Origin of the sequence: Pseudoduganella sp. UC29_71 (assembly GCF_042693265.1) — a bacterium.
In the GTDB taxonomy this organism is placed as follows: Bacteria; Pseudomonadota; Gammaproteobacteria; order Burkholderiales; family Burkholderiaceae_D; genus Rugamonas.
Genome location: NZ_CP170549.1, coordinates 282,680 through 299,887 on the forward strand (window position 1 = coordinate 282,680; position 17,208 = coordinate 299,887).

At 66.6% G+C, this 17,208-nt stretch carries 14 protein-coding genes and 3 pseudogenes; 14 read left to right on the forward strand and 3 right to left on the reverse strand.

Translation table 11 applies throughout. The features are described 5' to 3' along the window. From ACFJI2_RS01290 to ACFJI2_RS01345, 12 genes and pseudogenes are all read left to right on the forward strand, one after another. Positions 1 to 1,534: pseudogene (locus tag ACFJI2_RS01290) on the forward strand (UDP-N-acetylmuramoyl-L-alanyl-D-glutamate--2,6-diaminopimelate ligase). After that, the gene (gene murF, locus ACFJI2_RS01295; RefSeq protein WP_377703411.1) at positions 1,534 to 3,018 is read left to right on the forward strand and encodes a UDP-N-acetylmuramoyl-tripeptide--D-alanyl-D-alanine ligase; all 1,485 of its coding nucleotides are present in this window, start codon (positions 1,534 to 1,536) and stop codon (positions 3,016 to 3,018) included. Before ACFJI2_RS01290 ends, murF begins: the two are co-directional and overlap by 1 nt. Before the next feature lie 2 nt (positions 3,019 to 3,020). Then, on the forward strand, positions 3,021 to 4,190 hold the full coding sequence (gene mraY, locus ACFJI2_RS01300; RefSeq protein WP_107876061.1) for a phospho-N-acetylmuramoyl-pentapeptide-transferase: 1,170 nt from the start codon (positions 3,021 to 3,023) through the stop codon (positions 4,188 to 4,190). Continuing rightward, a complete protein-coding gene (gene murD / locus ACFJI2_RS01305) occupies positions 4,190 to 5,734 on the forward strand; it encodes a UDP-N-acetylmuramoyl-L-alanine--D-glutamate ligase (RefSeq protein WP_377703412.1) in 1,545 nt (514 codons plus the stop codon). Before mraY ends, murD begins: the two co-directional genes overlap by 1 nt. Positions 5,735 to 5,737: 3 nt before the next feature. Next, on the forward strand, positions 5,738 to 6,949 hold the full coding sequence (gene ftsW / locus ACFJI2_RS01310; protein ID WP_377703413.1) for a putative lipid II flippase FtsW: 1,212 nt from the start codon (positions 5,738 to 5,740) through the stop codon (positions 6,947 to 6,949). After that, positions 6,946 to 8,025, forward strand: coding sequence for an undecaprenyldiphospho-muramoylpentapeptide beta-N-acetylglucosaminyltransferase (gene murG, locus ACFJI2_RS01315; protein WP_377703414.1), 1,080 nt, complete (start codon positions 6,946 to 6,948; stop codon positions 8,023 to 8,025). The genes ftsW and murG overlap by 4 nt, the downstream gene beginning before the upstream one ends. Next, complete coding sequence (gene murC, locus ACFJI2_RS01320) at positions 8,022 to 9,449, forward strand: UDP-N-acetylmuramate--L-alanine ligase (protein ID WP_377703415.1); 1,428 nt, start codon at positions 8,022 to 8,024, stop codon at positions 9,447 to 9,449. The genes murG and murC overlap by 4 nt, the downstream gene beginning before the upstream one ends. 4 nt (positions 9,450 to 9,453) lie before the next feature. Further along, a complete protein-coding gene (locus ACFJI2_RS01325; protein ID WP_377703416.1) occupies positions 9,454 to 10,422 on the forward strand; it encodes a D-alanine--D-alanine ligase in 969 nt (322 codons plus the stop codon). 5 nt (positions 10,423 to 10,427) lie between these two features. Continuing rightward, positions 10,428 to 11,195: a cell division protein FtsQ/DivIB gene (locus tag ACFJI2_RS01330; protein WP_377703417.1), complete on the forward strand. Its 768-nt coding sequence runs from the start codon at positions 10,428 to 10,430 to the stop codon at positions 11,193 to 11,195. Between the two features lie 14 nt (positions 11,196 to 11,209). After that, entirely contained in the window at positions 11,210 to 12,442 is a 1,233-nt protein-coding gene (gene ftsA, locus ACFJI2_RS01335; protein WP_056398831.1) for a cell division protein FtsA, read from the forward strand. A 124-nt stretch (positions 12,443 to 12,566) separates the two neighbouring features. After that, positions 12,567 to 13,788: pseudogene (ftsZ, locus tag ACFJI2_RS01340) on the forward strand (cell division protein FtsZ). Between the two features lie 107 nt (positions 13,789 to 13,895). Further along, positions 13,896 to 14,399 carry a peroxiredoxin gene (locus tag ACFJI2_RS01345; RefSeq protein WP_107876078.1) on the forward strand — a complete coding sequence of 168 codons (504 nt, stop codon included), beginning with the start codon at positions 13,896 to 13,898 and terminating at the stop codon, positions 14,397 to 14,399. 62 nt (positions 14,400 to 14,461) lie between these two features. Here the strand turns inward: ACFJI2_RS01345 and ACFJI2_RS01350 are convergent, their stop codons facing one another. Together ACFJI2_RS01350 and ACFJI2_RS01355 are read right to left on the reverse strand one after the other, a co-directional pair. Beyond that, the gene (locus ACFJI2_RS01350) at positions 14,462 to 14,953 is read right to left on the reverse strand and encodes an SET domain-containing protein (RefSeq protein ID WP_377703418.1); all 492 of its coding nucleotides are present in this window, start codon (positions 14,951 to 14,953) and stop codon (positions 14,462 to 14,464) included. Positions 14,954 to 15,048: 95 nt separating this feature from the next. Then, positions 15,049 to 15,585: a carboxymuconolactone decarboxylase family protein gene (locus ACFJI2_RS01355; RefSeq protein ID WP_377703419.1), complete on the reverse strand. Its 537-nt coding sequence runs from the start codon at positions 15,583 to 15,585 to the stop codon at positions 15,049 to 15,051. Positions 15,586 to 15,717: 132 nt separating this feature from the next. Between ACFJI2_RS01355 and ACFJI2_RS01360 the strand changes: the two are divergent. Further along, positions 15,718 to 16,231: pseudogene (locus ACFJI2_RS01360) on the forward strand (cupin domain-containing protein); the annotation flags it as partial. A 186-nt stretch (positions 16,232 to 16,417) separates the two neighbouring features. Further along, the gene (locus tag ACFJI2_RS01365) at positions 16,418 to 16,654 is read left to right on the forward strand and encodes a helix-turn-helix transcriptional regulator (RefSeq protein ID WP_377705779.1); all 237 of its coding nucleotides are present in this window, start codon (positions 16,418 to 16,420) and stop codon (positions 16,652 to 16,654) included. A 6-nt stretch (positions 16,655 to 16,660) separates the two neighbouring features. On the opposite strand, the gene ACFJI2_RS01370 is transcribed toward ACFJI2_RS01365, so the two are convergent. Next, the gene (locus tag ACFJI2_RS01370; protein ID WP_377703420.1) at positions 16,661 to 17,116 is read right to left on the reverse strand and encodes a DUF2628 domain-containing protein; all 456 of its coding nucleotides are present in this window, start codon (positions 17,114 to 17,116) and stop codon (positions 16,661 to 16,663) included. Positions 17,117 to 17,208: the final 92 nt, after the last annotated feature.

Below are 17,208 nucleotides of genomic sequence, written 5' to 3' on the forward strand. Positions count from 1 at the left end.
ATGACACCTAACGAAATCAGCAACTGGATCAAGCAGACGGCGCCCAGCGCGCAGCTGGCCTCCGACTCGCGCCGCGTAAAAGCGGGCGACGTGTTCTTCGCCTACCCGGGCGAAGGCAAGGACGGCCGCGCCTTCATCGCCGCCGCCGTAGCGCAGGGCGCCGCCGCCATCGTCTATGAAGAGCAGGGCGCCGAGGCCTGGCCATGGGACGCCTCGTGGACCTTGCCGCGCCTGGCGGTGAAGGACCTGAAGCGCCGCTCCGGTCCCATCGCGCACGCCTTCTACGGCTATCCGGACGCCAGCATGTTTACCGTCGGCGTGACCGGCACCAACGGCAAGACCTCGTGCGCCGTGTGGCTGGGCCAGGCGCTGAGCCGCCTGGGCGACCTGACCGCCGTCATCGGCACGCTGGGCGTGGGCATGTCCGCGCGCGCGCGGCGAAGTGGAGTTCGACCCCACCGGCTACACCACGCCGGACGCGGTGCTGCTGGCGCAGAAGCTGGCCGAAACGCGCGACCTGGGCGCCACTGCGCTGGCCATCGAAGTGACTTCCATCGGCCTGGACCTGGGCCGCACCGACGGCATGCACTTCGACGTGGCGCTGTTTACCAACCTCACGCGCGACCACCTGGACCACCACGGCAGCATGGAGGCCTACGAGGCCGCCAAGACCAAGCTGTTCGACAGCCCCGGCCTGCAAGCATCGGTGGTTAACCTGGACGACCCGATGGGGCGCCGCCTGGCCGACCGCATCACCGCGCGCAAGGACCGCGTGATCGGCTACACGCTGGCCGAGGCGGCCGAGCTGCCGGACCTGCCGGGCGTGGACATGCTGCGCGCCGGCCAGCTGCGCACCCGCAGCGCCGGCACCGAATTCCATCTCGACACGCCGCAAGGCAGCACCGTGGTGAAGACCCACCTGGTGGGCCAGTTCAACATCAGCAACGCGCTGGCGGTGCTGGGTGCGCTGCTGGTGAAGGGCGCCACGCTGCGCGCGGCCGTGGAAGCGATCGAAGGCCTGACGCCCGCGCCGGGCCGCATGCAGCAGATCGGCGGCAACGACGCGCCCATGGTGGTGATCGACTATGCGCACACGCCGGACGCGCTGGAGAAGACGCTGGAAACGCTGCGCAGCGTGGCGGCCGAGCGCGGCGGGCAGCTGTGGTGCGTGTTCGGCTGCGGCGGCGACCGCGATCCGGGCAAGCGCCCGCAGATGGGCCGCATTGCGCAGATCGCCGAGCACGTGCTGGTCACCAGCGACAACCCGCGCAGCGAAGAGCCGCACGCCATTATTGAACAGATTATCGCGGGCATGGACGTGCACCATCCCACTTCCGTATTCCAGGCGGTGGACGACCGCGCAGCAGCCATCCTGTACGCCATCAAGCATGCCGCCAAGCCGGACGTGATCCTGTTGGCAGGGAAGGGCCATGAGCCCTACCAGGAAATCAAGGGCCGCAAGATTCCGTTCTCGGACGCCGACCACGCGCAGCTGGCGCTGTCCGCCCGCCTCACCATGATGAGGACCAATTGATGCAAGCAACACTGGCCCAGCTGCTCACTGCGATTCCAGGCGCGACCTTCGTGCCTGGCGCCGTGCATGGCGCCGCCAATGCCGCCAATGCCGCTGCCCCGGCCGCCAATCCGGCTGCGGCTGGCGCGGTTTCTTTCGACGGCGTTTCCACCGACAGCCGCAGCGCGCCTGCCGGTTCGCTGTTCGTCGCCCTGCGTGGCGAGAACTTCGACGCGCACGACTTCCTGCTGGATGGCCCGAGCGCGGTGGCGTCCAAGGGCGTGGCCGCCGTCGTCGCCGAGCGCCTGCCCGCAGGCTGGACGCTGCCGGCACTGCTGGTGCCGGACACGCTGGCCGCCCTGGGCCGCATTGCCAACTACTGGCGCAAGCAGTACGCGCTGCCCGTCATCGGCGTCACCGGCAGCAACGGCAAGACCACCGTCAAGGAAATGATTTCCGCCATCCTGGCAGCGGCGCACGGCGAAGACGGCCGCCTGGCCACGCGCGGCAACCTGAATAACGAGATCGGCGTGCCGCTCACGCTGTTCCGCCTGTCCGCCGCGCACCAGTCGGCGGTGATCGAAATGGGCATGAACCACCCCGGCGAGATCGGCCGCCTGAGCGCCATCGCCGAGCCGACCATCGCCATGGTGAACAACGCCCAGCGCGAGCACCAGGAATTCATGCATACCGTGGAAGCGGTGGCGCGCGAGAACGGCGCCGTGCTGGCCGGCCTGGCCGCCGACGGCGTGGCCGTGTTCCCGCAGCACGACGAGTTCACGCCCATCTGGCGCGAACTGGCCGCCGGCCGCCGCACGCTCACCTTCGGCCTGAGCAAGGAAGCCAACGTCTCCTGCACCTACCGCGCGGGCGACTTCGGCAACCAGATGTTCATCACCGTGCACGAAGGCGATGGCGCCGCAGCAGCCGAGCCGCTGCAGTTCTACGTCGCCCTGCAGGCCGCGGGCGACCACAACGTGCTGAACGCGCTGGCCGCCGTGGCCTGCACCTACGCCGCCGGCATCAGCGCCGAGCACATCAAGCTGGGGCTGGACACCTTCGCGCCCGTCAGCGGCCGCCTGCAAAAGAAGGCCGCCGTGAACGGCGCCGTGGTCATCGACGACAGCTACAACGCCAACCCGGACTCCGTGCGCGCCGCAATCGACGTGCTGGCCAAGGCCGCCGCGCCGCGCGTGCTGGTGCTCGGCGACATGGGCGAGGTGGGCGCGCAGGGCCGCGAATTCCACGAGGAGATCGCCGCCTACGCGGCAAGCAAGCAGCTGGAACATGTGTTTGTCACCGGCGAGCTGGCCCGCTTCATGAGCCAGCCCGGCGCGGCAGGCAACATTCAGCATTTTGAAGAATTCGACGCGCTGCTGTCCGCCGTGGAGGCGGCGGCGACGCCGGATGCAACCGTATTGATCAAGGGCTCCCGCTTCATGAAAATGGAACGGGTCGTGCAGCATTTGATTGGATCGCAACAAGCTAACAAAGGAACTCACTAATCATGCTGCTTTGGCTCGCACAGATGTACCAGGACGACTTCGGTCCCCTGCGCGTATTCAACTTCATCACCGCGCGCGCGGTGTTTGCCACCATCACGGCGCTGGTGATCGGCCTGTGGGCCGGCCCGTCCGTGATCCGCAAGCTGACCGCCATGAAGTACGGCCAGGCCGTGCGCACCGACGGTCCGCAAACCCACCTGAAAAAGCACGGCACCCCCACCATGGGCGGCGTGCTGCTGCTGATCGCCGTGGGCGTGTCCACGCTGCTGTGGTGCGACTGGTCCAACCGCCTGATCTGGCCCGTCATGGTCGTCACGCTGGGCTTCGGCGCAGTGGGCTGGGTGGACGACTACCGCAAGGTGGTGCGCCAGGACCCGGAAGGCATGCGCTCGGCCGAGAAGTACTTCTGGCAGTCGCTGGTGGGCATCGGCGCCGCCCTGTACCTGGCGTTCTCGGTGTCCGCGCCCACGCCGGCCAAGGTGTTCGAGCTGTTCTTCGCCTGGGTGCAGTCCGGCTTTTCCATGGACCTGCCGCCCAAGGCCGACCTGATCGTCCCGTTCTTCAAGACCATCAGCTACCCGCTGGGCGTATGGGGCTTTATCGCGCTGACCTACTGCGTCATCGTCGGCACCAGCAACGCCGTGAACTTCACCGACGGCCTCGATGGCCTGGCCATCATGCCGACCGTGATGGTCGGTTCGGCGCTCGGCCTGTTCGCCTACCTGACCGGCAGCACCGTCTATTCCAAATACCTGTTCATCCCGCACATTCCCGGCGCCGGTGAGCTGATCATCTTCTGCGGCGCCATGGCGGGGGCGGGCCTGGCCTTCCTCTGGTATAACACCCATCCCGCGCAAGTGTTCATGGGCGACGTCGGCGCGCTGGCGCTGGGCGGCGCGCTCGGCACCATCGCCGTCATCGTGCGCCAGGAAATCGTCCTGTTCATCATGGGCGGCATCTTCGTGGCCGAAACCGTGTCCGTCATCATCCAGGTGGGCTGGTTCAAGTACACCAAGAAGCGCTACGGCACCGGCCGCCGCGTGTTCCTGATGGCGCCATTGCACCACCACTTTGAACAAAAGGGCTGGAAAGAGACCCAGGTCGTCGTCCGCTTCTGGATCGTGACGATGATGCTGGTATTGGTTGGCCTCTCCACGTTGAAACTGCGCTGATGAGCTACGAAGGCAAACGGGCACTGGTACTCGGGCTGGGCGAATCCGGCCTGGCGATGGCGCTATGGCTGGCCCGCGGCGGCGCACGCGTGCGCGTGGCCGACACGCGCGACGAAAGTGCCGTGGCGGACCGCCTGGCCGCGCTGAAGGCCGCTGCGCCGGACGCCGAATTCATCGGCGGCCGCCTCGACATCGCGCTGCTGTACGACACCGATTTCGTCGCCATCAGCCCCGGCCTGGCGCCGCAGGGCGACGTGGCGGACCTGATGCGGGCCGCTGCCGCCGTGAGCATCCCCGTGTGGGGCGAGATCGAGCTGTTCGCGCAGGCGCTGGCGTCGCTGAAGGAAGAACGCGGCTACGCGCCCAAGGTCATCGCCATTACCGGCACCAACGGCAAGACCACCGTCACCAGCCTGACCGGCCAGCTGTGCCAGCGCGCCGGCTTCAGCGTGCGCGTGGCCGGCAATATCAGCCCGGCCGCGCTGGACGTGCTGCGCGACGTTCTTGATGCCGACGCGCTGGCACCGCAGCTGCCTCAAATTTGGGTGCTGGAGCTGTCCAGCTTCCAGCTGCACACCACCTTCAGCCTGCAGGCCGACGCCGCCACCGTCTTGAACGTCACCCAGGACCACCTGGACTGGCACGGTTCGATGGACGCGTATGCCGCCGACAAGGCGCGCATCTTCGGCGCCCACACCGTGCGCGTGCTGAACCGCGACGACGCCACCGTGATGCGCATGGCGAACCCGGTCGGCGAGAACGTGAGTTTCGGCACCGGCGAGCCGCAGGAAGCGGGCAGCTTCGGCCTGCACAACGAGCGCGGCATCTACTGGCTGGCCACCTCGGTGCCGGACGAGGATGCCGAGCCGCCGAAGAAGCGCAAGAAGAACGACCCGGCACCCGAACCGGTGCCGACCACCGTGAAGAACCTGATGCCGTCGGACGCGCTGCAGATCCGCGGCCTGCACAACGCCTCCAACGCGCTGGCCGCGCTGGCCCTGTGCCGCGCCATCGGCCTGCCGTTTGCGCCGCTGCTGCACGGCCTGCGCGAGTATCGCGGCGAGCCGCACCGCGTGGAACTGGTGGCCTCCATCAACGAGGTCGAATACTACGACGACAGCAAGGGCACCAACGTGGGCGCCACCGTGGCCGCGCTGAACGGCCTGGGCAAGAGCTTCACCGGCGCCAATCAGCGCCTGCTGCTGATCGCCGGCGGCGACGGCAAGGGCCAGGAATTCGACCCATTGGCCGAACCCGTGTCGCGCTACGTGCGCTCGGTGCTGCTGATCGGCCGCGACGCGCCGGCCTTGCGCGCCGCGCTGGAGCGGGGCGGCGTCACCGCTGCGGGCGTGGACCTGGCCGACTGCGGCACCGACCTGCCGTCCGCCGTGCGCCTGGCCGCCAAGCTGGCCAAACCGGGCGACGCCGTGCTGCTGTCGCCGGCCTGCGCCAGCCTGGACATGTTCAAGAACTACGCGCACCGCGCGCAGGTGTTCATCGACACCGTGCGCGAGATCGCGCTCGACGCCGGACAGGAGCTCTGATCCATGGCCTTCCAGCTGCCACTCCGCTTCTCTTCATCCTCGGGCTCCAAGGCCATCGACAGCCGCGCGCGCCCGTCGAAGATGATGGAGTACGACCAGCTGCTGGTGTGGGTGGTGCTGATCCTGATGCTGCTGGGGATGGTGATGGTGTATTCGGCTTCCATCGCGCTGCCCGATTCGCCCAAGTACGCCGCCTACAAGAACAACTACTTCCTGGTGCGCCAGGCCATCTTCATCACCGTCGCGGTGCTGATAGGCCTGATGACTTTCCGCATCCCGGTGGCGGTGTGGCAGCGCAGCGCGCCCTATCTGTTCATCGGCACGCTGGTGCTGCTGATGGCGGTGTTCCTGCCCGGCCTGGGCGTGACCGTAAACGGCGGCAAGCGCTGGATTTCGCTCAAGGTGTTCAACTTCCAGCCGTCGGAACTGATGAAGGTGGTGATCGTGCTGTACGCGGCCGACTACACCGTGCGCAAGCAGGAATACATGCACAAGCTGACCAAGGGCTTCATGCCGATGGCGCTGGCGGTGAGCTTCGTCGGCCTGCTGCTGCTGCTGGAACCGGACCTGGGCGCCTTCGGCGTCATCGTCTGCATCGCCATGGGCATCCTGTTCCTGGGCGGGATCAACGCCATCTGGTTCGGCGGCATCGGGGCCATGCTGGTGACGATTTTCGTGTCCATCATCGCATTGTCGAAGTTCCGGCGCGACCGCTTCTTCGCCTACCTCAATCCGTGGGAAGAGGACAACGCATTGAACAAGGCTTACCAGCTGACGCACTCGCTGATCGCTTTCGGGCGCGGCGAGCTGGTTGGCGTGGGCCTGGGCGGCAGCCTGGAAAAGCTGCACTACCTGCCCGAGGCGCATACCGACTTCCTGCTGGCGGTGATCGGCGAGGAGCTGGGCCTGGCCGGCGTGCTGTGCGTGGTGGCCATGTTCTACTGGGTGGTCAAGCGCGCCTTCGACATTGGCCGCCAGGCCATCGCCATCGACCAGACCTTTGCCGGCCTCACGGCCAAGGGCATCGGCATCTGGATCGGCGTGCAGACCTTCATCAACATGGGCGTGAACCTTGGCCTGCTGCCGACCAAGGGCCTGACCCTGCCGCTGATGAGCTATGGCGGCACCGGCATTGTGATTAATTGCGTCGGACTCGCGATCCTGCTCCGGATCGACTACGAGAACCGGGTCCTGATGCGCGGCGGCAGAATATGAAACGACTGATGATCATGGCAGCCGGCACCGGCGGCCACATTTTCCCCGGCCTGGCGATCGCGCAGACCATGCGCGCGCGCGGCTGGGAAGTAAGCTGGCTGGGCACCAGCCACGGCATGGAGCAGGAGCTGGTGCCCAAACACGGCATCGCCATCGACGCCGTCAAGTTTTCCGGCATGCGCGGCAAGGGCATCAGGCACGGCCTGGGTGGCGCACTGAAGATGCTGGCCGCCTTCGCCGACTGCTTCCGCTTCCTCGGCCAGCGCAAGCCGGACGCGGTGCTGGGCATGGGCGGCTACGTGACCGTGCCGGGCGGCCTGATGGCGCGCCTGCGCGGCGTGCCCACGGTGCTGGTGAATGCCGACGCGGCGCTGCTGCTGTCGAACAAAACGCTGGCGCCGTTCGCCGAGCGCGTGTGCTTCGGCTTCCCCGCCGACTTCGGCGCGGCGGCCAGCAAGGCCGTCGTCACCGGCAACCCGGTGCGCCAGGAAATCCTGGACATGGCCGCGCCCGAGCAGCGTTTCGCGGGCCGCGACGGCGTGCTGCGCGTGCTGGTGGTGGGCGGCAGCCTGGGCGCGAAAGCCCTGAACGACAACCTGCCCGCCGCGCTGGCGCTGATCCCGGATGCGCAGCGCCCGGTAGTGACGCACCAGTCGGGCAAGAAGAATATCGACGCGCTGCGCACGGCCTACGCCGAAGCGGGCGTGCAGGCCAACGTGGTCGACTTCATCGACGACATGGCGCGCGCCTATGCCGAGGCGGATCTTGTGATCTGCCGCGCAGGCGCCATCACCGTGTCCGAACTGACGGCGGCCGGCGTGGCAAGCGTGCTGGTGCCGCTGGTGGCATCGACCACCAGCCACCAGCGCGACAACGCGCAGTGGATGGCCAGGCAGAACGCCGCCATCCATATGCCGCAGGCGGAAATGAATCCGCGCAGCCTGGCAACCCTGCTGGAGACGCTCACGCGCGGCGCCTGCCAGACCATGGCCATGGCGGCCCGCAAGGCGGGCAAACGCGATGCCAACGAGGCGATCGCGCAAGTACTGGAACAGATTGTGGAACCGAAATCATGAAGCATAAAGTCAAAAACATTCACTTCGTCGGCATTGGCGGCAGCGGCATGAGCGGCATCGCCGAAGTGCTGCTCACGCTGGGCTACAACGTGTCCGGCTCGGACCTGGGCGCCAACGCCGTCACGCAGCGCCTGACCGACATGGGCGCCACGGTGCACCAGGGCCACGCGGAAACCCACATCGGCAATGCCGACGCGGTAGTCACATCGACCGCCGTCAAGGCGGACAATCCGGAAGTGGTGGCGGCGCGCGCGCGCAAGATCCCCATCGTGCCGCGCGCGGTGATGCTGGGTGAGCTGATGCGCCTGAAGCGCGGCATCGCCATCGCCGGCACACACGGCAAGACCACCACCACCAGCCTGGTGGCGTCGGTGCTGGCGCAGGGCGGCCTGGACCCGACCTTCGTCATCGGCGGCCGCCTGACCGCCGCCGGCGCCAACGCCAAGCTGGGCACGGGCGACTACCTGGTGGCGGAAGCGGACGAGTCGGACGCGTCCTTCCTGAATCTGACGCCGATGATCGAAGTGATCACCAATATCGACGCCGACCATATGGAAACGTATGAGCACGACTTCGAAAAGCTGAAGCAGGCCTTCGTCCACTTCACGCACCGCCTGCCGTTCTACGGCCGCGCCATGCTGTGCATCGACGACGAGCATGTGCGCAGCATCATTCCGCACGTGACCAAGCCGATCACCACCTACGGCTTCCACGAGGACGCCGAAGTGCGCGCCGTGAACGCGCGCGCCGTCGGCGTGCAGATGCATTTCACCGTGCTGCAGGAAGGCTATCCGGACCTGGACGTGGTGCTGAACCAGCCCGGCATGCACAACGTGCTGAACGCCTGCTCGGCGGTGGCCATCGCGCGCGAGATCGGCATCGCCGACGCCGACACGCAAGCCGGCCTGGCGGGCTTCGCCGGCGTGGGCCGCCGCTTCACCCGCTACGGCGAGGTGGCGATCCCAGCCGGCGGCGCGGGGGCCGGCACCGGGGCCGGCACGGGGGCCGGCACTTTTGCGCTGGTGGACGACTTCGGCCACCACCCGGTTGAAACGGAAGTGACCCTGGCCGCCGCGCGCGCCGCGTATCCGGGCCGCCGCCTGGTGCTGGCCTTCCAGCCGCACCGCTACAGCCGCACGCGCGACCTGTTCGAGGACTTCGCCCGCGTGCTCAGCTCCGTGGACGTGCTGGTGCTGGCCGACGTGTACGCGGCCGGCGAACAGCCCATCGTGGCGGCGGACGGCCGCTCCCTGGCGCACGCGATCCGTGCGCGCGGCAAGGTCGAGCCGGTGTTCGTGGAGCACATCGCCGACATGCCGGAAACCATCATGAACGTGGTGCGCGACGGCGACGTCGTGCTCACCATGGGCGCAGGCTCGATCAACGGCGTCCCTGCAAAACTGACTACTTACGTTAAGGCCTGAAGAAGTGAACGCAACTCCATTCCTCTCCGCGCAAGAAGCGCAAGCCTTCGGCAAAGTGGGCGTGCTGTTCGGCGGACGCTCCGCCGAACGCGACGTGTCCATCATGTCCGGCAGCGGCGTGCTGGCGGCGCTGCAAAGCCAGGGCATCGATGCCCACGCCTTCGACCCGGGCCAGCGCTCGCTGGCCGAGCTGGCCGCTGAAAAGTTCGACCGCGTGTTCATCGCGCTGCACGGCCGCTTCGGCGAGGACGGCAGCCTGCAGGGCGCGCTGGAACTGCTGGGCATTCCTTACACCGGCAGCGGCGTGATGGCCAGCTCGGTGGGCATGGACAAGATCACCACCAAGATCCTGTGGCTGGCCGAAAACCTGCCGACCCCGAAATACGCGGTGCTGAACGCGCACTCGGACCTGGGCAAAGTGGCGGCCGATCTGGGCCTGCCGCTGATCGTCAAGCCGCCGCATGAAGGCTCGACCATCGGCATCACCAAGGTGGAGCAGGCGGATGCGTTCCAGGCCGCCTACGACATCGCCGCCGCGCTGGACGACTCGGTGCTGGCCGAGGAATTCGTCACCGGCCGCGAATTTACCGTGGCCGTGCTGGGCACCGGTGTCAACGCGCGCGCGCTGCCCGTCGTTGAGATCGTCGCGCCGCAGGGCAACTACGACTACCAGAACAAATACTTCACCGACGATACCCAGTATTTCTGCCCGGCGGTACTGGACGCGGCGATCACTGCTGAAATGCAGCGCATCGCCGTGCAGGCTTACCGTTCGCTGGGCTGCGAGGGCTGGGGCCGCGTGGACGTGCTGCTGCGCGTGGCCGACAACAAGCCTTTCCTGCTGGAGGTGAACACCTCGCCGGGCATGACCAGCCATTCGCTGGTGCCGATGGCGGCGCGCGCGGAAGGCATCAGCTATGAACAGCTGTGTGTGGAAATCCTGCGCAGCGCACGACTGAAGATGAAGGGATAAGCAGCATGTGGCAAGACGCGAAAGCCTTGAACGCAACCGCCAGCGGCATTTTTGCCGCGGTGGCGCTGGCTTGCGCGGCTTCCGCGGTGTGGTGGGTGTCGCAGCGGCCGATGTTCAACCTGCGCGCCATCCGCGTGGAGACGATGGACCAGGCCGACCTGCGCCATGTGAACCACCTGACGCTGCAAGCCGGCACGGCCGGCCGCATCCGGGGCAATTTCTTCACCACCAACCTGGATTCGGTGCGCCAGGCCTTCGAGTCCGTGCCTTGGGTGCGGCGCGCCACGGTGCGCCGCGAATGGCCGGACCAGCTGGTGGTGGCGCTGGAAGAGCATGAGGCGCTCGGCACCTGGGGCGAGGACGGCCGCCTGCTGTCGACCAAGGGCGACGTGTTTACCGCCAACCTGGCCGAGGCGGAGGAAGACCATGAACTGCCCGCCTTCTCGGGACCGGAAGGCAGCGAGAAGGAAGTGCTGTCGCGCTTTGGCGAACTGAAGGCGTGGTTTGCGCCGGCGCAGCTGCTGCCGCAGGCGCTGGACCTGTCGAGCCGCTACGCGTGGAAGGTGAAGCTCGACAACGGCATGAGCGTGGAGCTGGGGCGCGAGCAGTCCCGGTCCATGCTGAAGGAGCGCGTGGACCGGCTGGTGGGCATCTGGCCGCAGCTGGCGAGCCGGGTGCAGAACATCGAAACGATAGACATGCGGTACCAGAACGGATTGGCGCTGAGCGCAACGGGTATGAAGATTCCGCCCGAAGTTAAGAAAACCAAGTAAAGCAGGCAAAACAGATGACAAAAGACGCGAAAAACCTGATCGTTGGCCTCGACATCGGCACCTCCAAGGTGGTGGCCGTGGTGGCCGAGGTGATGGGCGATGGACGCCACGAAGTGATCGGGCTGGGCCAGCACGAATCGAAGGGCTTGAAGAAGGGCGTGGTGGTCAACATCGAAGCGACCGTCGAGTCCATCCAGCGCGCGCTGGAAGAAGCCGAGCTGATGGCCGACTGCAAGATCCGCAACGTCTACGCCGGCATCGCGGGCAGCCATATCCGCTCCTTCAATTCGAGCGGCATGGTGGCCATCAAGGACAAGGAAGTGACGGCCACCGACGTGGCGCGCGTCATCGAAACGGCCAAGGCGGTGAACATCCCGACCGACCAGCAGCTGCTGCACACGGTGCCGCAGGAATTCATCGTCGACAGCCAGGAAGACGTGCGCGAGCCGATCGGCATGAGCGGCATCCGCCTGGAAGTGAAGGTGCACATCGTCACCGGCGCGGTGAGCGCGGTGCAGAACATCGTCAAGTGCGTGCGCCGCTGCGGCCTGGAAGTGTCGGACCTTATCCTGCAGCCGATGGCGTCGGCCGATGCGGTGCTCACGCCGGACGAGAAGGAACTGGGCGTGGTGCTGATCGACATCGGCGGCGGCACCACCGACGTGGCGGTGTTCTCGGACGGCGCCATCCGCCACACGGCGGTGATCCCGATCGCCGGCGACCAGATCACCAACGACATCGCCATGGCGCTGCGCACGCCGACCTCGGAGGCGGAAGAAATCAAGATCCGCTACGGCGTGGCCAAGCAGGTGCTGGCCGATCCGGGCGAGCACCTGGAAGTGCCGGGCCTGGGCGACCGCGGCCCGCGCAACCTGTCGCGCCAGGCGCTGGCGGCCGTGATCGAGCCGCGCGTGGAAGAGCTGTTCGCCATGGTGCACCAGGTGGTGCGCGAATCGGGCTACGAAGGCGTGCTGTCGTCGGGCATCGTGCTCACCGGCGGCACCTCCATCATGCCGGGCATGGTGGAAATGGCGGAAGACATCTTCCTCAAGCCGGCGCGCATGGGCACGCCGGACTATCGGGGCCAGCTGGCCGACGTGGTGCGCTCACCGCGCTACGCCACCGTGCTGGGCCTGTTGTTGGAAGCGAAAAAGCAGTACCTGCGCGGCCATATCGTTACGCGGCAGGATGGATCGGTGAAGGCAGTATGGCAGCGCATGAAGGAATGGTTCCTCGGTAATTTCTGAAGTATGTGGTTTGCGGCGTGAAGTCTGAAATATATTTTTAATTGAAACCGCAGTTTTCAATCCCCAGCTCTCCTAACGATATGAGGACTGGCGATTGAAAACGGCATTCTGATAGGAGCACATCATGGAGTTTGATATGGTCGATAACGCAGCTTTGGGCACCGTCATCAAGGTCGTCGGCGTCGGCGGAGCAGGTGGCAATGCAGTTCAGCACATGATCAACAAGGGCATGAGCGGCGTGGAATTCATCGCCGCCAATACCGATGCGCAGGCGCTGTCGGCATCGAAGGCCGGCAACATCATCCAGATCGGCGAGACCGGCCTGGGCGCGGGCATGAAACCGGACGTCGGCCGCAAGCTGGCCGAAGAATCGCGCGCGCGCATTGAAGATGCGCTGCGCGGCGCGCACATGGTGTTCATCGCCGCCGGCATGGGCGGCGGCACCGGCACTGGCGCCGCCCCCATCGTGGCCGAAGTGGCCAAGGCGCTGGGCGCGCTGACCGTGGCGGTGGTGTCCAAGCCGTTCTCGCACGAAGGCCAGAAGTGCATGGACATCGCCGACGAGGGCCTGGAGCAGCTGAGCCAGAACGTCGACTCGCTGATCGTGATCCTGAACGAGAAGCTGGAAGAGATCTACGAAGATGAATCGCTGATCGAGTGGCTGGCAGCACGCCGACGATGTGCTCAACAACGCGGTGGCCGGCATTGCCGAGATCATCAACGTGCCGGGCCACATCAACGTTGACTTCAACGACGTGAAGACCATCATGGGCGAGCAGGGCAAGGCCATGATGGGCACGGCCACCGCCGCCGGCGTGGACCGCGCGCGCATCGCCGCCGAGCAGGCCGTGGCGTCGCCGCTGCTGGACGGCGTGGACCTGTCCGGCGCGCGCGGCGTGCTCGTCAACGTGACCGCCTCGCGCGGCCTGAAGGGTAAAGAAATCAAGGAAGTCATGGCCGCCGTGCGCGCCTTCGCCGCGCCGGACGCGTCGATCGCGCAGGGCATCGCCTATGACGACGAGATGGGCGATTCGATCCGCGTGACCGTGGTGGCCACCGGCCTGGGCAAAGCCAAGAAGCATGTGCAGCTGGTACAGCAGCCGATGCTGCGCACCGGCACCCACAACGCGCCCCAGGCAGCGCTGGGCGGCGGCGCCGTGACCTCGTCGGTGACGATGGGCGGCGTGGGCGGCGGCATTTCGGGCGGCGGCGCGCAAGCGTTCGATGGCATGAAGGCCCCGGCTGTATGGCGCCGCGAATCGGCTTCCGAGCAGGTCAACGCGCTGCAGAAGTCGGGCATGGAAACCTACGACATCCCGGCCTTCCTGCGCAAGCAAGCCGACTAAGCCGGCGTCCGACGCTTCCCCTTAACCTCTGGCATACTGCTAGTTCGTGCCAGAGGCATGCCGCGCTGTGCGCGGCTTTTTTTCAACCCTACAAAAGGAGTCAAGACATGACCATCAAGATTGGCGACAAACTGCCGGAAGGCACCCTGTCCGAATTCATCGAAACCGAAACCGAAGGCTGCTCGCTCGGCCCGAACACCTTCAAAGTCGAAGACCTGGTAAAGGGCAAGAAGATCGCGATCTTCGGCCTGCCAGGCGCCTACACCCCAACCTGCTCGGCACAGCACGTGCCGGGCTACGTCAAGCACGCCGCCGAGCTGAAAGCCAAGGGCGTGGATGAGATCTGGTGCATCAGCGTGAACGACGCCTTCGTCATGGGCGCCTGGGGCCGCGACCAGAAAGCCACCGGCACCGTGCGCATGATGGCCGACGGCAACGCCGCGTACTCCAAGGCCCTGGGCCTGGACGCCGACTTCAGCAAGTTCGGCATGGGCACCCGCTCGCAGCGCTACTCCATGCTGGTGGAAGACGGCGTGGTCAAGCAGCTCAACGTGGAACAGGGCGGCAAGTTCGAAGTGTCGAACGCCGAAACCCTGCTGGGCCAGCTGTAAGCACAGCCCTTTCTGCAGCATAGCAGCACAGCAAAACGGCGCCCACGGCGCCGTTTTCGCGTTTACGCGGCGCTTTTTGCCGGCTTGCGGCTGCGGCGCTTGGGCGCGAGCATGACGCCGGTGCAGGAGGGCGCGCCGCAGTAGCAGGCGAAGGCGCGCTTGACGGCGGGCGTGTGGCGCGCTTCGTAGATCAGCGCGTAATTGTAGTTGAGCTCGTCGCCGGCCTCGATCTGGTGCAGCGAGTAGATGAACACGCGGCCGTCTTCCTCGTAGGCTTCGCAGTTGGGTTCGCAGGCGTGGTTGATGAAGCGCGCCTCGTTGCCGCCGCTGCCACCGTCGATCAGCTTGCCGTCTTCCAGGCTGAAGAAGAAGGTATGGTTGATGGGGCCGCCGCCCGCTTCCGCGCGGCGCGCCGATTCGTCGCTGCTGATGCGCTCGCCCGTGTATTCGATGATGCGGGTGCCGGGCGGAATGTCCACGCGCGCGAACACGCCGCGGCCGTGGATGGGCGATTCTTTGACGATGAACAGTGGAGTGTCGGTAGGCGTAATCATGGCGGTAATATACCGCGCTTGCGGCGCGCGTGGTAAACGCGCCGCCAGCGTGTTTAGAACCAGCCGATATCGGACGGCATGACCGTGTTGCGCGCTTAGTCCGCCGCAGGGAAGTCCAGCACCGTGTCGTTGACGCGGTTCACCAGGTTGGTGAAGGTGATGCTGGCGATGGCGAGCAGCGTGTCGACGATTTGCGCGTCGGTGTAGCCGGCTGCTTGCACTGCCGCGACCACGTCGGCCGGCACGGTGCCGCTGCTGGTGGCCAGCGTGTGGGCAAAGGTGGCCAGGGCGTCGGTGCGCGCGTCGCCGGATGGCTCGCCTTTGCGCACGGCCAGGATGGCGGGGCGGCTCAGGCCGGCTTTGCCGCCCATCAGCGTGTGCGCGGCCAGGCAGTAGTCACAGCCGGCGTCTTCGCTGATGGCCAATTTCACGGTCTCGATTTCCCTGGCGCTCAGGCTGGATTTTTTCAGCGCGCCGTCCAGGTTGAGGGCGGCTTCCAGTGCCAGCGGGCTGTTGCTGCCAACCGCCACGTAGGCGTTCGGCACCATGCCGATGGCGCCTTTGATGGCGGTGAACAGTTGGGCGGCGTGGCCGGTGGCTTCGGCGGTGGCGACGGTGTGCAGACGGCTCATGATCATTTCCTTTTCAGTGGGGGGCCGATTTCGTTTGTGTGTCGGCATGGAAAGAAGTTTAGGCCTGTTGAGTGAATCTTTTAATGCTTGAAATGCGCTAAAATTTGCTCAATCGTCTCATTGAGGAAAATCATGGATGCCTTGAGCCGTTTGCTGGCGCTGCACCCGGTCCAGACAGCGCTGGACATTCGCTGCCATTTCGGCGCGCCCTGGGTGCTCGACCATCCGGCCGAGGCGGCCGGGGTAGCGCCATACCACCTGATCGTCAACGGCGGCGGCTGGCTGGACATGGACGGGCAGCAGCGTGTTGCGGTGCAGGCGGGCGACATCGTGCTGTTCCCGCACGGCGCGCCGCACCGGCTGCATACCGGCGAGGCGCAGCCGCTGCCGCCGGTGCCGCGCGCCGCCAACGGGACCGAGGTGCTGCGGGTGTTTGAAAACGGCGGCGGGGGGTGCCGTCACCGACATCCTGTGCGGACGGCTGGAATTCGGCGCCGCCGGGCATTCCGGCTCGCGCAATGCCTTGCTGGCGGCGCTGCCCGAGCTGATCCACGTACGCACGGCAGGGCGCGCCGACTTCGCCGGACTGCAGGCGCTGATCGCCATGCTGCGCGCCGAGACCGAAACGGCGCGTCCGGGCGCCGGCGCCGTGGTGTCGCAGCTGGCGTCGGCGTTGTTTGCGCTGTTGCTGCGGGCCTGGCTGGAACAGGCGGCAAGCATGCCGGGCCTGTTCGCGCTGCTGGCCGAGCCGCGCCTGCAGGCGGCGCTGCAAGCCATGCTGGCCGAGCCTGCGAAACCGTGGACGCTGGAAGAGTTGGCCGGCCTGTGCCACATGTCGCGCGCCACCTTCGCGCGCGTCTTCCAGAAGGCCGCCGGCGGCACGCCCGCAGCCGTGCTGACGCAAACGCGCATGGCCAGGGCCGCGCGCCTGCTGGCGCAAGGGCATGCGCCGGTGGGGCAGATTGCCGAGCAGGTGGGCTACCAGTCCGAAGCCGCGTTCAACCGTATTTTCAAGCGCAGCTACGGCGTCGGCCCCGGCGCCTACCGCCGCAGCGCCGCCGCTGCCTGACGCCGGCTACAGCCAGCCGTCGTCGTCCAGCACCATCTTCTTGAAGTAGTCGATATTGGCGCGCGTGGCAAACAGCGCGGAAGGGATGAAGCACACCAGCGCCGACGCCATCAGGCTGTGCAGGCCGAGCGCGCCGAACAGCAGCTGCACCGCGCTCACCAGCAGCGCCGCCAGCCCGCACAGGGTCAGCGCCTTGCGCGCCATGCCCTTGGCAATGTAGTAGAACGGCCCGAATGCGAACGCCCAGGGATTGAACAGCACCATGGCCCGCTCCGCCAGGCTCAGCTCGATCGATTGCGGCAGCGCCACGCCGCCGCCTTTATGCAGCGCCGCGAAGATGCTGCGCCAGCCCGGCGACAAGCCCGGCAGCGCAAGCGCCGTGGCCGCGACGTCGGCGCCACAGTTGAAGCAGAAGTGTGCGGTGGACGAGGCCTGGGAGCCGCATTGCTGGCAGAACGGCATTTGTTTCCTTGGTGGAGGGGATGCTTGCCATGATACCGCCCCGCCAGCCCGCCAAAACACTCGCTTTGTCACACTCGCGGGTGGCCGCAGCG

What these genes read in the sequence shown, in the direction of transcription:
- murD (WP_377703412.1), top strand. Translation starts at nt 4,190, where the DNA reads ATGAGCTACGAAGGCAAACGGGCACTGGTACTCGGGCTGGGCGAATCC.
- ACFJI2_RS01330 (WP_377703417.1), top strand. Translation starts at nt 10,428, where the DNA reads ATGTGGCAAGACGCGAAAGCCTTGAACGCAACCGCCAGCGGCATTTTT.
- ftsW (WP_377703413.1), top strand. Translation starts at nt 5,738, where the DNA reads ATGGCCTTCCAGCTGCCACTCCGCTTCTCTTCATCCTCGGGCTCCAAG.
- ACFJI2_RS01345 (WP_107876078.1), top strand. Translation starts at nt 13,896, where the DNA reads ATGACCATCAAGATTGGCGACAAACTGCCGGAAGGCACCCTGTCCGAA.
- ACFJI2_RS01370 (WP_377703420.1), bottom strand. Translation starts at nt 17,116, where the DNA reads ATGCCGTTCTGCCAGCAATGCGGCTCCCAGGCCTCGTCCACCGCACAC.
- murF (WP_377703411.1), top strand. Translation starts at nt 1,534, where the DNA reads ATGCAAGCAACACTGGCCCAGCTGCTCACTGCGATTCCAGGCGCGACC.
- ACFJI2_RS01365 (WP_377705779.1), top strand. Translation starts at nt 16,418, where the DNA reads ATGTCGCGCGCCACCTTCGCGCGCGTCTTCCAGAAGGCCGCCGGCGGC.
- murC (WP_377703415.1), top strand. Translation starts at nt 8,022, where the DNA reads ATGAAGCATAAAGTCAAAAACATTCACTTCGTCGGCATTGGCGGCAGC.
- ftsA (WP_056398831.1), top strand. Translation starts at nt 11,210, where the DNA reads ATGACAAAAGACGCGAAAAACCTGATCGTTGGCCTCGACATCGGCACC.
- mraY (WP_107876061.1), top strand. Translation starts at nt 3,021, where the DNA reads ATGCTGCTTTGGCTCGCACAGATGTACCAGGACGACTTCGGTCCCCTG.
- murG (WP_377703414.1), top strand. Translation starts at nt 6,946, where the DNA reads ATGAAACGACTGATGATCATGGCAGCCGGCACCGGCGGCCACATTTTC.
- ACFJI2_RS01355 (WP_377703419.1), bottom strand. Translation starts at nt 15,585, where the DNA reads ATGAGCCGTCTGCACACCGTCGCCACCGCCGAAGCCACCGGCCACGCC.
- ACFJI2_RS01350 (WP_377703418.1), bottom strand. Translation starts at nt 14,953, where the DNA reads ATGATTACGCCTACCGACACTCCACTGTTCATCGTCAAAGAATCGCCC.